Below are 12,530 nucleotides of genomic sequence, written 5' to 3'. Positions count from 1 at the left end.
GACGAGACCGACCCGCACCGGCCCGCCGGCCCGTTCCGCCGGCGGGTCAGTGCGTCACGGAGACGAGCTCCATCTCCGTCGGCAGACCGCCGCTGCCCAATTGGGCGGCCAGCCGGCCGGCGGAGCTGCGGGTGTAGTTGCCGGTGATGACGGCGGTGCCGCCGGTGATGGCCGAGTTGACCAGCGGCGCCGACAGCACCGCGCCGTCCAGCACCATCGCGCACTGGTTGGCCGGGCTCAGCTGTGCCGCCAGCTGCGCGGTGAGGTCGGCGAACTTCCGTGCGCCGCTGCTGCCGAAGGTCATCCGGATCTGCCATCCGGTGGCGTTCCGCGCGTCGAGCACGGCCTCCGCGTCGCTGATCTCGGTGCCGCCCAGGGCGACGGGTCCGAGCAGGTACTTCGTCCACGTGCCGCTCTCGGCCCGTTCGGCGCAGGCCACGGCCCACCGTGCGGCGCCCTGCTGGTGGTCGACCCGCTGGGCGGGCGCCGAGCAGTCCAGAGCGGCGTACTCCGCGCCGCCGGGAGCGGAGCCGCCGGTGCCCGGGCCGGGACCCGTCCCGGAGCCGGACGGGGGCGCGGGCGAGCCGGTGCCGGAGGTCTCCAGCAGCACCACCGGCCGGAAGACCAGGACCGCGGGCTTCCCCAACGAGTCGATCTCCCGCTCGCTCCCTCCGCGCAGGGAGAGGGTGACCCGGCCCGCGCCGGCCTCCACGGTGACGTCCTCGTAGCCGAAGCCCTCGGCGCGCCGCCCCATGAGGTCGGCGATCTGCCGCAGCCGCGCCGCGTCCACGGGATCACGCGGGGCGAACACCGCCGTCGTACGGGGGCCGTCGGCGGACTTGCCCGCCCCCTCGCCGTCCCCCGGCAGCGAGCACGCCGCCGCCAGCGCCGCACAGCAGACCGCGAGCGCCGCCATCGACCGCCCTCGGCGCGGACGCTCACCCACCGGTGATCGCCCGTACGCTCTCGTGCACCGCCGTGACCAGCCCGGTCAGCGCGGTGGCGTCGCCGACGAGGGCCCGCAGCCGGGTCAGCCGTTCGCCCACCCGGCGCCCGTCCACCTCCTCCGCCGTGAGGTCGTCCGCCAGGGCGCCGGCCTCCTCCCCGGCAGCCTCGGCGCCCTCCAAGGCGTCCAGGCGACGGCGGAGTTCGCCGATCGCGGCGAGCGCCGCGCGCAGCGCCTCGGCGTCCGTGCCGTCCTTGCGGGCGGACGCCCCGCGCCCGGCGGCCAGGGCCGAGTCGCCGACCCGGGCGTCGCCCGCGATCACGATGCCGTGGTTGATCTGCGGAGCCGGATCCTGCGGCGTCACTTCGCGCCCCCCTCGCTGCCCGTCCCGGCCGCGGGCTGCCGGCCGCCGGTGGAGATCGCGGCGGTACCGGAGCCCGCCGCGATGCTGCCGCTCATGGAGCCGCCGGTCATCATGATCCCCTGGTTGAGGATGACGTTCCGATGCTGTGTCAGATCTCCTCGGTCCAGGCCGTGTTCGGCGAGGAACTCGGTGAGCGTGCCGAGGATCTGCAGCTCGATCTGCTTGCCGATGCGCGTGACGTCCACCTTCTGGAAGAAGTCGCGGTAGGTGTGCGAGGACGCCAGCTCGCGCAGGCTGATCCTGGCCCCGAAGTCATAGCGCCGGTCGTCCGTGATGGCCGTCCGCTGCGCCGCCAGGGCGCGCTCGCGCCGGGCCGGGGCGCGCAGCTCCGCGTAGGCGTCGGGCAGCGCGGACATCAGCACCGAGCGGCTGAGCAGCAGCGCGTCCGCGAGTCCGGGCGCCGCCTCCTCGGCCTCCTCGGGACGGGAGACGGAGTCGGCGACCCGGTAGGCCTCCCGGACCGGGGTCAGCACCAGGGTGTCGGCCTGCAGGTACAGCGTCGCCCCGCTCACCGCGGTCTGGACGAAGACCGACAGCACCAGGTCCGTCCCCCAGCTGCGCACCTGCGCGGCCAGGCAGTGCCGTACGGGGCCGTCGACGACGCCCCGGGCCGCCGCGATCCGCTCCGAGGAGAGCTGGTCGGCCGGCCTGCCCTCGGGCGGCCAGTGGCCCGCGGCGCCGGGCCAGAACACCGCCTCCCCGTACAGCGCGTTCTGCCGCAGTTCCGTGCCGTGGACGAAGACCTTCTCCGTGACCTCCAGGCCGGGGATCCGGTCCACCGGGGAGGCCGCGGCCGCGCGCAGGGCGTCGAGGTCGTCGGCCATCCGCCGGATCAGCCCGGCCGTGTCGAAGGGCACCGCAGGCGGTTCCTGCCCGGAGCCCGGCTCATGGCCCTCGGGGGTCAGCCGCATCGCGAAGGACCACGAGGTGACCTCGTCGCCCGCGCCCACGAAGGGCCGGTAGCCGCTGTAGACGACCAGGTTCGCGTCGCCGCCCACGGAGGACTGCGGCAGCCCCGCCGCGTCCGGGTCGCGGGGCGGATCCTCCGCGGGGGAGCGGAAGGCCTCACGGGTCAGCTGCTCACGGATGGCCTTCCACGCCGCGTTGCGCTGCTCCCAGGTGAACAGCCACGGGCAGCCGATCAGCAGCACCAGCGTCAGCAGGAAGGTCACCACCGGTCCGGCGCTCGGCCAGAACGGCACCAGCGCGCCGAGCCAGGAGGCCGCCAGCAGGACGGCGAGCTGCACCGCCAGGGCCCGCAGCACCGCCATGACGGCCGGGTCGCGCTGCCCCTCCCGGACCCGGCGCCGCCGCGGCACCACCGAGCCCGCCTGCGTGCCGCCCCCGGGCAGGAAGGCGGTGGCGAACCAGTAGGCGAGGGTGGTCACCGGGGCGACCAGCAGCGAGAGGACGAAGACGGCGCCGACGGCCAGATCCCGTTTGCGCAGGTCGCGCAGGGTCTGCTCGGCGTGGGCGCCGACCCGGTCGAGGTCGACGCCGTAGGACGGCGCGCAGGCCCGGTACCGCTCGTGCCGCAGCTCGTGCACCACCCGGCGCGCGAAGCCCTCGTCCAGACGCGCCCCCGCACACATGTAGCGGGTGGACGCGCTCCAGTCCTCCTCGGCGCCGTACGGAGCCGCGGACGCCCCCTGCGGCGTCCGCGGCGCGTGCCCGGGGCGGGGCGGCGGCACCGCGGCCGCGCCTCCGTCGTCCGCACCCCCGTCTTCCGCGCCGTACGCCTCCGTGTCCCCGGTGGCCCCCGTGCTCCCGGCGCCCGGGTATCGCGATGTCACACGCCCCACCCCTTTTCCCCTCGTCACACCAGTCTGGTGGCCGCCGGCGAGCTCCCGAAAGGCGTGGCAAGAGGGAAAACCGGTCGCGCCGGGGCGTGTTGAAGTGCGGGGGCGCGCAAGGGCGCGCGGGTCGGCGGCCGGTGTCGTTCCACTCTCCGCAAGATCCACTTCACCGAGCGGTCACCCGTACCCGGTTGTCTTGATCCATGGCAACGGCACCGAGGTCCGCGCCGCGCATCGCGGTCCTCGCGGACAGCGCGCTCGACGGCGACTCCCGGGCGCACCGTGTGGCGGCGGCCGCGGCCGCCGCGGGGTACGAGGTCACCCTCATCGGCCGTGCCCCGGAAGGGCCGGCCGCCGGTGCCGGCACCGCGCCCGGGGGAGTGCGGCTCATCCGCGTCACCGTCGCCGAGACGCTCCACCGGCGTCGGCTGCAGCGCCCCCGTCCGGGCCTGCGGCACGCCCTCGCCTACCGCAGCTCCGAGTCGCACGCCTACCGCAACGCGCTGCTCGCCGCCCACACGGCCCTGCTGGCCTCCCGCGGGGCCGAGCTGGACGTGATCCACCGCCCTTTACCGGTGAAGGCCGCCGCCCGTCTGGCCCACGCGGGCGGCAGGTTCCGGCACGTGCTGCGCCGTGCCTGGACGGCGCTGCGCTCGGCGCAGTACCGTGCCGCCGTCCGCCGCCGCGCCACCCCCGGCGGACCCCTCGAAGGCGCCGCCGCCACCACGACCCGGCTGCTGCTCGGCAAGCGCTGCTGGCGCCGGCTCGACCCGCTCCTGCTCGACCTGGAGATCGCCTACGGCCCGGTCCTCGACGAACTGCGCCCGCACCTCGTGCACGCCCTGGGCCACCGGACCCTGGGCACCGCCGTGCGGGCCGCGATGCGCGCCGAGGGCACCGGCCACCGGGTGGAGGTGGTCTGGGACACCACCGCCAAGACCGAGCCCACCCGCCGTGCCGCCGTCGCCCGCGACGCCCACGAGCGCAGCTACGTGCCGCTGACGGACGGCGTCGTCACCGTCGCCGACACCTACGCCGACCGCCTCCGCGAGCGCCACGGGCTGCCCGCCCGCCCCGCGGTGGCCCGCAACACCCCGCCGCACGAGCCGCTGCCCTCCCCGCCGCCGCCCGGTGTCCGCGACCGCTGCCACCTCGCCCCGGAGGTCCCGCTGCTGGTCCACAGCGGCTCCGCCGGCCCCGCCCGCGGCCTGCTCACGGTCGTCGACGCGCTGCCCAAGCTGTACGACCTGCACGCCGCGCTGGTCGTCCCCGACCTCGACGACCCCTGGATCCGCACCCTCACCGGCCGCGCCGCCGAGCTGGGCGTGGCCCGCCGGCTGCACGTGCTGCCCTACGTGCCGCCCGCCGAGATCCCGCGTTTCCTGTCCTCGGCCGACATCGGGGTGCTCCCGGTGCACCGCCTCCCCGACCGACAGGTCGCGCTCCCGGCCCGTTACTTCGAGTACGCGCACGCCCGGCTGCCCGTGGTGGTCAGCGACGTCCGCGTGCTGGCCCGGCCGACCCTGGAGATCGGCAACGGTGAGGTCTTCCGCTCGGCAGACACCGCCGACTTCGTCCGTGCCGTCGGCGCCGTGCTGACCAACCCGCGCCGCTACCGCAAGGCCTACGAGCGTGCGGACGTGCTGCGCGAGTGGTCCTGGCAGAAGCAGTCCGAGCCGCTCATCGACCTCTACGCGCGGCTCCTGGGCCCGCGCCGGCCCTCCCCTGAGCCGTCCGGATCCGAGGCTCCCGCCGCCTTCGCCTGAGCCGCCCGGGGCCGGTCACAGGGCGTCGCCTAGCGGCGGGCCGGCCGTCCGTGCCGGCCAGGTCCGCGTGCCGACTCGGCCGACCTCGCGGAGGCCGGCGGGCCGCCCGCCGGTGCCGGAGCCAAGGGGGATCCGGGCCCTCGCCCGACCCGTGCCGGGTCACCCGCGGGGAGTGGTCCCGCGCCGGGTCGTCGGTGGTGGACCGTGCCGTCCGCATTGCCGGTCCGGCAGACGCCGGAGGACGCTCCTGGGCCCGCGCCGCCCCTCCTCTGAGCCGTCCGGATCCGGGGCTCCCGCCGCTTTCGCCTGAGCCGCCCGGGGCCGGTCACAGGGCGTTGCCTCGCGGCGGGGCGATCGTTGGGCCACTATGGAGTGGCTAGGGATAAACCAGGTTCATACCCCTGTACAGGGCGGGGTACGCGCCGGACGGGGGAGTTTTTCTTCCTCGCGCGGCATGAATTTACGGCGATGTAGCGATCAGGAGTACAGATGCGGTCTAGCCTGTCGGAGGTGAACGACTCAGCCTCCGAACCCTCCGAAAACCCCGTGCCAGTGGCGCCCACAGTTCCCGCCGCACCCGAAGGTGCGCTGTTGGGCGTCGTGCCCGAGCGGCTCCGGGCCGAACTCGTGGCGTTCCGGCGGGACCTGCACATGAACCCCGAGCTGGGCCGGCAGGAGTTCCGTACCACCGCCGCGGTGAAGGCCCGCCTGGAGCAGGCCGGCCTCAAGCCCCGTGTGATGCCCGGCGGCACCGGTCTGCTGTGCGACATCGGCGCCACCGACCCGGAGCGTCCGCGGCTGGCGCTGCGCGCGGATCTCGACGCGCTCCCGATCCCGGACACCAAGCGTGTGGAGTACCGCTCCACCGTCCCCGGCCGGGCGCACGCCTGCGGCCACGACGTGCACACCACGGTGGTGCTCGGCGCCGGCCTGGTACTGGCGGAGCTGGAGCGCGAGGGCAAGCTGAGGCGTCCGGTACGGCTGGTGTTCCAGCCGGCCGAGGAGGTCATGCCGGGCGGTGCGCTGGACGCCATCAAGGCGAACGCGCTGGAGGGCGTGGGCCGGATCCTGGCCCTACACTGCGACCCGAAGGTCGAGGTCGGGCGGATCGGGCTGCGCCAGGGATCGATCACCTCCGCCGTGGACCGGCTGGAGCTCTCCCTGGACGGCGCGGGCGGCCACACGGCCCGCCCCCACCTGACCACCGACCTGGTGATGGCCACCGCCAAGATGGCCACCGAGCTGCCGGCCGTGCTGGCCCGCCGGATCGACCCCCGTTCCGGGATGAGCATCGTGTGGGGCCGCATCGAGGCCGGTCACGCGGCCAACGTCATCCCGCAGCACGCCGAGCTGGAGGGCACGGTCCGCTGCCTGGACCTGAACGCCTGGCACGAGGCCCCCGACCTGGTTCACGAGGTGATCGACCAGGTGGCCGCCATGTACCGGGCGAAGTGGGAGCTGACGTACCACCGCGGGGTGCCGCCGGTGGTCAACGAGGCGGACTCGACCGAGCTGCTGCGCGACGCCATGACGGCCCGCTACGGCGCGCACACCGTCGAGGACACGGAGCAGAGCCTGGGCGGCGAGGACTTCTCCTGGTACCTGGAGAAGGTTCCGGGCGCGCTCGCGAGGTTGGGCGTACGGCCCGTTGGGGACACGTCAAAGCGTGATCTGCATCAAGGTGACTTCGACGTCGACGAGGGCGCGATCAAGGTCGGCGTGGAGCTGTTCACCTCCGCTGCGCTGCTGGCATGACGGTGGGTGACCCGGTCGACACGGCCGGGTCACCTGGCCGAAATGCGACGATCCGATAACGGGCGGCCAACCCCCCTTTACCTGACATCTACGCGCGTTAAGCTCCGGTTAAGCCAGCGCCGGACGGGGCGCTCAGAGTTGAAGGGGTACCCTCTTGCGCCGGGTAACCAAGATCGCCGCCGCGGGTATAGCCTCCGCGGCTCTCGCGCTCACCGCGACCGCTTGCGGCAGCAGCTCCAAGGACAGCGACGGTGACAGCAGCAGCAGCGGCAAGCTGAAGGTCGGCGTCGCCTACGACGTGGGTGGCCGTGGTGACCACTCGTTCAACGACTCCGCCGCCCAGGGCCTGGACAAGGCGAAGGAGGACTTCGGCGTCGACGTCAAGGAGCTGACCGCCAAGACCTCCGACACCGAGGCCGACCGCGAGCAGCGCCTGGAGGACCTGGCCGACGCGGGTTACAACCCGGTCATCGGTGTCGGCTTCGCCTACGGCGAGTCCATCACGGCCGCGGCCAAGAAGTACCCCAAGACGACCTTCGCGATCGTCGACTCGGTCGTCGATGCCAAGAACGTCGACAGCATCGTCTTCACCGAGGAGCAGAGCTCCTACCTCGCCGGTGTCGCCGCCGCCCTGAAGACCAAGGACAACAAGGTCGGCTTCATCGGTGGCGTGGACATCCCGCTGATCAACAAGTTCGAGGCCGGCTTCCGCCAGGGCGTCGAGGAGACCAACCCGAAGGTCAAGGTCACCACCCAGTACCTGACCAGCGGCTCGGACCTCTCCGGCTTCTCCGACCCCGCCAAGGGCAAGGCCGCCGCGCAGGGCATGCTGGACAACGGCATCGACGTGATCTACGCGGCCGCGGGCTCCTCCGGCAACGGCGCCATCGAGGCCGTCGCCGGCAAGTCCGGCGCCTGGGCGATCGGTGTCGACTCCGACCAGCACGAGCAGCCGGGTCTGGCCAAGTACAAGGACTCGATCCTGACCTCCGCGCTGAAGAACGTGAACGTCGCGGTCTACGAGGTCGTCGAGTCGGTCAAGAGCGGCTCCCCGCTGACCGGCACCCACGCCTACGACCTGGCCAAGGACGGTGTCGGCCTGTCCACCAGCGGTGGCTTCATCGACGACATCAAGTCCCAGCTGGACGAGGCCAAGAAGAAGATCGTGAACGGCGACATCAAGGTCAAGACGACCGTCAAGTGACGCCCGGTCTCTCGTGAGCGCCGGTCGCGAGGCTCGGGAGGGGACAGCCCAGGCTCCCCCCTTCCCGGGCCTCGCGCCTGCGTTCAGCCGGGTGTCGCGCACGCGGTGTCCGTTGTGACTCTTCCCCTTATGGATCTGGCAACGCTACGCGCGTAGAGGCCCCTCCTCGCGATACGTTCGCCACACCCCGCCCGCCCCGCTCTTTTCCGCGAGGAGAGTGCGCCATCAACGCGTCCAGCCCCCCCAGCCAGAATGCCGTGGAGCTCCGCGGCATCACCAAGCGATTCCCAGGCGTCGTGGCCAACCACGACATCGACATCACGGTTCGCCGTGGCACGGTGCACGCCCTCGTGGGCGAGAACGGCGCCGGCAAGTCGACCCTGATGAAGATCCTCTACGGCATGCAGAAGCCGGACGAGGGCACGATCACCATCGACGGCGAGCGGGTCACCTTCCACGACCCGGGCGACGCCATCGCCCGCGGCATCGGCATGGTGCACCAGCACTTCATGCTCGCCGACAACCTCACCGTCCTCGAGAACGTCGTCCTCGGCAGCGAGAAGCTGTACGGCATCGGCGGCAAGGCCCGGGCCAAGATCAAGGAGATCTCCGACGCCTACGGCCTCGGGGTGCGCCCGGACGTCCTGGTGGAGGACCTCGGTGTCGCCGACCGTCAGCGCGTCGAGATCCTGAAGGTCCTCTTCCGCGGCGCCCGTACGCTGATCCTCGACGAGCCGACCGCGGTCCTCGTCCCGCAGGAGGTCGACGCGCTCTTCGACAACCTGCGCGAGCTCAAGGCCGAGGGCCTGACCGTCATCTTCATCTCCCACAAGCTGGGCGAGGTGCTCTCCGTCGCCGACGAGATCACCGTCATCCGCCGGGGCACCACGGTCGGCTCCGCCGACCCGCGGACCACGACCCCGAAGCAGCTTGCGGAGCTGATGGTCGGCAGCGAGCTGCCGTCCCCCGAAACCCGGGAGTCCACGGTCACCGACGTCCCGATGCTGACCATCGAGGGTCTGCACCTGTCGGAGACCGACCTGGAGGGCATCGAGCGCGTCGTCCTGGACCAGATCTCCTTCACCATCCACAAGGGCGAGGTCCTCGGCATCGCGGGTGTCGAGGGCAACGGCCAGGCGGAGCTCGTCGAGGCGATCATGGGCATCCTGCCGCCCGACGCGGGCCGGATCGGCCTCGACGGCGACGAGATCACCCACCGCCCGACGCGCAAGCGCCGCGAGGGCGGCATCGGCTACATCCCCGAGGACCGGCACCGGCACGGCCTGCTGCTGGAGGCCCCGCTCTGGGAGAACCGCATCCTGGGCCACGTCACGGAGCGCCCCAACAGCAAGGGCGGCTTCCTCGACCCGGCCGCGGCCCGCCGCGACACCGAGCGGATCGTGCGCGAGTACGACGTCCGCACCCCCGGCATCGAGGTGACCGCCGCGTCCCTGTCCGGCGGCAACCAGCAGAAGCTGATCGTCGGCCGCGAGATGAGCCACCGGCCCAAGCTGCTGATCGCCGCGCACCCCACCCGCGGTGTGGACGTCGGTGCCCAGGCGCAGATCTGGGACCAGATCCGCGAGGCCCGGCGCGAGGGCCTGGCCGTCCTGCTGATCTCCGCCGACCTGGACGAGCTGATCGGCCTGTCCGACACCCTGCGCGTCATGTACCGCGGCCGTCTGGTCGCCGACGCCGACCCCGCCACCATCACCCCGGAGGAGCTGGGCTCCGCGATGACCGGCGCGGCCGCCGGCCATCTGGAGCACGAGGACGGCGACGCCGACCACGGGGGAGAGGAACGATGAAGAAGATCGACAAGGAGCGGGTGCTCCTCGCCGTCGCCGCCCCCGTGCTGGCGCTCGTGGCCGCGTTCGTGATCACGGCGCTGGTGCTGCTCGCCACGGGCAAGGAGCCGTTCGGCGCCTTCGGGACGATGTTCGACTACGGCTTCAAGAGCGACAGCCAGGTCGAGATCATCAACAAGGCGACCACGTACTACATCGCGGGCATCGCGGTGGCCGTCGGCTTCCGCATGAACCTGTTCAACATCGGTGTCGAGGGCCAGTACCGCCTGGGCGCCTTCTTCGCCGCGGCCGTCGGCGGCGCCGTGACGCTGCCGGGCTTCCTGCAGGTTCCGCTGATCATCGTGGTCGCCATGATCGTCGGCGCGATGTGGGCCGGTATCGCGGGCCTGCTGAAGACCTCGCGCGGGGTCAGCGAGGTCATCGCGACCATCATGCTGAACTCGATCGCCACCTACATCGTCGGCTACCTGCTCAAGGACGGCCGGCTCGGCCACCTGGACAAGGCGCAGACCTCGGTGTCGACCACGCCGCTGCCCTCCTCCGGCCACCTGTTCAACTTCGACATGGGCGAGGACATCGGCCAGATCTACGGCTTCGTCGTGCTCGCCGTGGTCATCGGCATCGGCTACTGGTTCGTGCTGGGCCGTACCCGCTTCGGCTTCGACCTGCGCAGCGTCGGCATGTCCGAGAGCGCCGCCACCGCGAGCGGCGTCAGCGTCAAGCGCATGGTGATCACCAGCATGCTGATCTCCGGCGGTCTGGCCGGTCTCACCGGCATGCCGCTGCTGCTGAACGACGCCCACGCCTACGGCTCCGACCTCTTCCCGGCCGGCATCGGCTTCACCGGCATCTCGGTGGCCCTGCTGGGCCGCAACAACCCGGTCGGCGTCGCGCTGGCCGCGCTGCTGTGGGGCTTCCTGGAGCGTGGCTCGGGCCGCCTGGAGTTCGACGGCTACGACAAGGAGATCGTCGGCGTCATGCAGGGCGTCATCGTCCTGAGCGTCGTCATCGCCTACGAGGTCGTCCGGCGTTACGGCCTCAAGCGCCAGCAGCAGAAGGTCGGCGAGGAACTCGCCGCCCAGGCCCGCACCAAGAAGGAGGTGACGGCGTGACCGCCACGATGACCCAGACCCCGCCGCCCGCGGCTCCCAAGGCCGCAGGGGCCAAGGGCCGCAAGGGCCGCCTCTCCTTCCCGATGGTCCTGCTGATCATCGCCGCCGCGCTCGCGCTGGTGTCGGTGGTGCGGATCATCACCGGTCAGGACCAGCTCACCGCCCAGGGCCAGATCACCGCGGCACTCGGCCTCGCCGTGCCGATCGGCCTGGCCGGTCTGGCCGGTCTGTGGTCCGAGCGTTCCGGCGTGGTCAACATCGGCCTCGAGGGCATGATGATCCTCGGCACCTTCTTCGGTGCCTGGGCCGGCTGGCAGACCAACCCGTGGCTGGGCGTCCTCGCCGGAGTCGTCGGCGGTGCGCTCGGCGGTCTGATCCACGCGGTCGCCACCGTCACCTTCGGCGTCGACCACATCATCTCGGGTGTGGCCATCAACATCCTGGCGCTCGGTGCCACCCAGTACCTCGCCAAGCTGTGGTTCTCCACCGGCGACGCGGCCACCAAGGGCGGCAACCCCAAGCAGTCCCCACCGGTCGACGCCCTGCCGTCGTTCGACATCCCCGGGCTGTCCGACGGGCTGGCGAGCATCGAGAAGCACGGCTGGTTCTTCGTCTCGGACCTCGCCGGCGTGCTCGGCGGCCTGGTCACCGACGTCTCCGCGCTGACGGTCGTCGCGGTGCTGCTCTTCGTCGGCAGCTTCTTCCTGCTGTGGCGCAGCCCGTTCGGTCTGCGGCTGCGGTCCTGCGGTGAGAACCCGGTCGCGGCCGAGTCTCTCGGCGTCAACGTGTACCTGTACAAGTACATCGCCGTGATCACCTCCGGCGGTCTCGCCGGCCTCGGCGGCGCCTTCCTGGCGATGGTCCCCGCGCACATCTACCTCGAGGGCCAGACCGGCGGCCGCGGTTACATCGGCCTCGCCGCGATGATCTTCGGCAACTGGCGCGTCGGCGGCCTCGCCACCGGCGCCGGACTGTTCGGCTACTCCGACGCGCTCCAGCTGCGCAACGGCGGCCCGACGGTGCACGCGCTGCTGCTGCTCCTGGTGGTCCTGCTGGTGGTGCTGGCGGCCTGGAAGCTGTGGAAGCGCAGCTTCTGGCAGGGCGGCGTCAGCCTGGTCGTCGGCGCGGCGGTGCTGGGCTGGTACCTGTTCACCGACGAGGTGCCCGGCGAGTTCGTGGGAGCGACCCCGTACGTCGTCACCCTGCTGGTGCTCTCCCTGTCGGCACAACGTCTGAGGATGCCCAAGGCTGACGGTATGAGGTACCGGAAGGGTCAGGGCAAGTGAGCGACACCGCGGGCCCGGTCGGCGTCGACGACGTCGACTGGGAAGGCCTGCGGGCGCAGGCCCGGGACGCCATGTCCCGGGCCTACGTCCCCTACTCGCACTTCCCCGTCGGCGTGGCCGCACTGGTGGACGACGGGCGGGTCATCTCGGCGTGCAACGTGGAGAACGCCAGCTACGGCCTCGGACTGTGCGCCGAGTGCGGGCTGGTGTCGATCCTGCACGCCACCGGGGGCGGCCGGCTCGTCGCCTTCACCTGCGTCGACCGCAAGGGCGACCAGCTGATGCCGTGCGGCCGCTGCCGTCAGCTGCTGTGGGAGCACGGCGGCCCCGAACTGCTGGTGGAGATGTCCGACGGCATCCGCACGATGCGCGACGTCCTCCCCGACGCGTTCGGCCCGGACGACCTGACCAACCGCTAAGAAGGTACGTGAAC

Annotated in this window: 10 protein-coding genes; 7 read left to right on the top strand and 3 right to left on the bottom strand. The window is 72.3% G+C overall.

From position 1 onward, the window contains the following. Positions 1–46: 46 nt before the first annotated feature. The 3 genes from OG937_18670 to OG937_18660 are packed head-to-tail and all read right to left on the bottom strand — an operon-like array spanning position 47 to position 3,163. On the bottom strand, positions 47–916 hold the full coding sequence (locus tag OG937_18670) for a hypothetical protein (GenBank protein ID WUD73561.1): 870 nt from the start codon (positions 914–916) through the stop codon (positions 47–49). A gap of 22 nt (positions 917–938) precedes the next feature. Next, the gene (locus OG937_18665) at positions 939–1,310 is read right to left on the bottom strand and encodes a hypothetical protein (GenBank protein WUD73560.1); all 372 of its coding nucleotides are present in this window, start codon (positions 1,308–1,310) and stop codon (positions 939–941) included. Continuing rightward, entirely contained in the window at positions 1,307–3,163 is a 1,857-nt protein-coding gene (locus OG937_18660; protein WUD73559.1) for a hypothetical protein, read from the bottom strand. Before OG937_18660 ends, OG937_18665 begins: the two co-directional genes overlap by 4 nt. A 206-nt stretch (positions 3,164–3,369) precedes the next feature. Between OG937_18660 and OG937_18655 the strand changes: the two genes are divergently transcribed. The 7 genes from OG937_18655 to OG937_18625 all read left to right on the top strand — a co-directional run bounded on the left by OG937_18655 (position 3,370) and on the right by OG937_18625 (position 12,516). Then, entirely contained in the window at positions 3,370–4,932 is a 1,563-nt protein-coding gene (locus OG937_18655) for a glycosyltransferase (GenBank protein ID WUD73558.1), read from the top strand. A gap of 552 nt (positions 4,933–5,484) precedes the next feature. Next, complete coding sequence (locus OG937_18650; GenBank protein WUD73557.1) at positions 5,485–6,687, top strand: amidohydrolase; 1,203 nt, start codon at positions 5,485–5,487, stop codon at positions 6,685–6,687. A 154-nt stretch (positions 6,688–6,841) separates the two neighbouring features. After that, the gene (locus tag OG937_18645) at positions 6,842–7,891 is read left to right on the top strand and encodes a BMP family ABC transporter substrate-binding protein (GenBank protein ID WUD73556.1); all 1,050 of its coding nucleotides are present in this window, start codon (positions 6,842–6,844) and stop codon (positions 7,889–7,891) included. Between the two features lie 257 nt (positions 7,892–8,148). Continuing rightward, complete coding sequence (locus tag OG937_18640; GenBank protein WUD73555.1) at positions 8,149–9,699, top strand: ABC transporter ATP-binding protein; 1,551 nt, start codon at positions 8,149–8,151, stop codon at positions 9,697–9,699. After that, positions 9,696–10,811, top strand: coding sequence for an ABC transporter permease (locus OG937_18635; protein ID WUD73554.1), 1,116 nt, complete (start codon positions 9,696–9,698; stop codon positions 10,809–10,811). Before OG937_18640 ends, OG937_18635 begins: the two co-directional genes overlap by 4 nt. Further along, positions 10,808–12,097 (top strand): ABC transporter permease, encoded by a 1,290-nt coding sequence (locus OG937_18630; GenBank protein WUD73553.1) that lies wholly within the window; start codon positions 10,808–10,810, stop codon positions 12,095–12,097. Before OG937_18635 ends, OG937_18630 begins: the two co-directional genes overlap by 4 nt. After that, complete coding sequence (locus OG937_18625) at positions 12,094–12,516, top strand: cytidine deaminase (GenBank protein ID WUD73552.1); 423 nt, start codon at positions 12,094–12,096, stop codon at positions 12,514–12,516. Before OG937_18630 ends, OG937_18625 begins: the two co-directional genes overlap by 4 nt. Positions 12,517–12,530 lie beyond the last annotated feature (14 nt).

This window comes from Streptomyces sp. NBC_00510 (assembly GCA_036013505.1).
Taxonomy (GTDB): domain Bacteria; phylum Actinomycetota; class Actinomycetes; order Streptomycetales; family Streptomycetaceae; genus Actinacidiphila.
This window is presented reverse-complemented; position numbering and strand designations above follow the sequence as displayed.

Bases quoted from the DNA above. Each gene is read 5' to 3' on its own strand.
- OG937_18670 (WUD73561.1), bottom strand. From the start codon at position 916: ATGGCGGCGCTCGCGGTCTGCTGTGCGGCGCTGGCGGCGGCGTGCTCG.
- OG937_18655 (WUD73558.1), top strand. From the start codon at position 3,370: ATGGCAACGGCACCGAGGTCCGCGCCGCGCATCGCGGTCCTCGCGGAC.
- OG937_18635 (WUD73554.1), top strand. From the start codon at position 9,696: ATGAAGAAGATCGACAAGGAGCGGGTGCTCCTCGCCGTCGCCGCCCCC.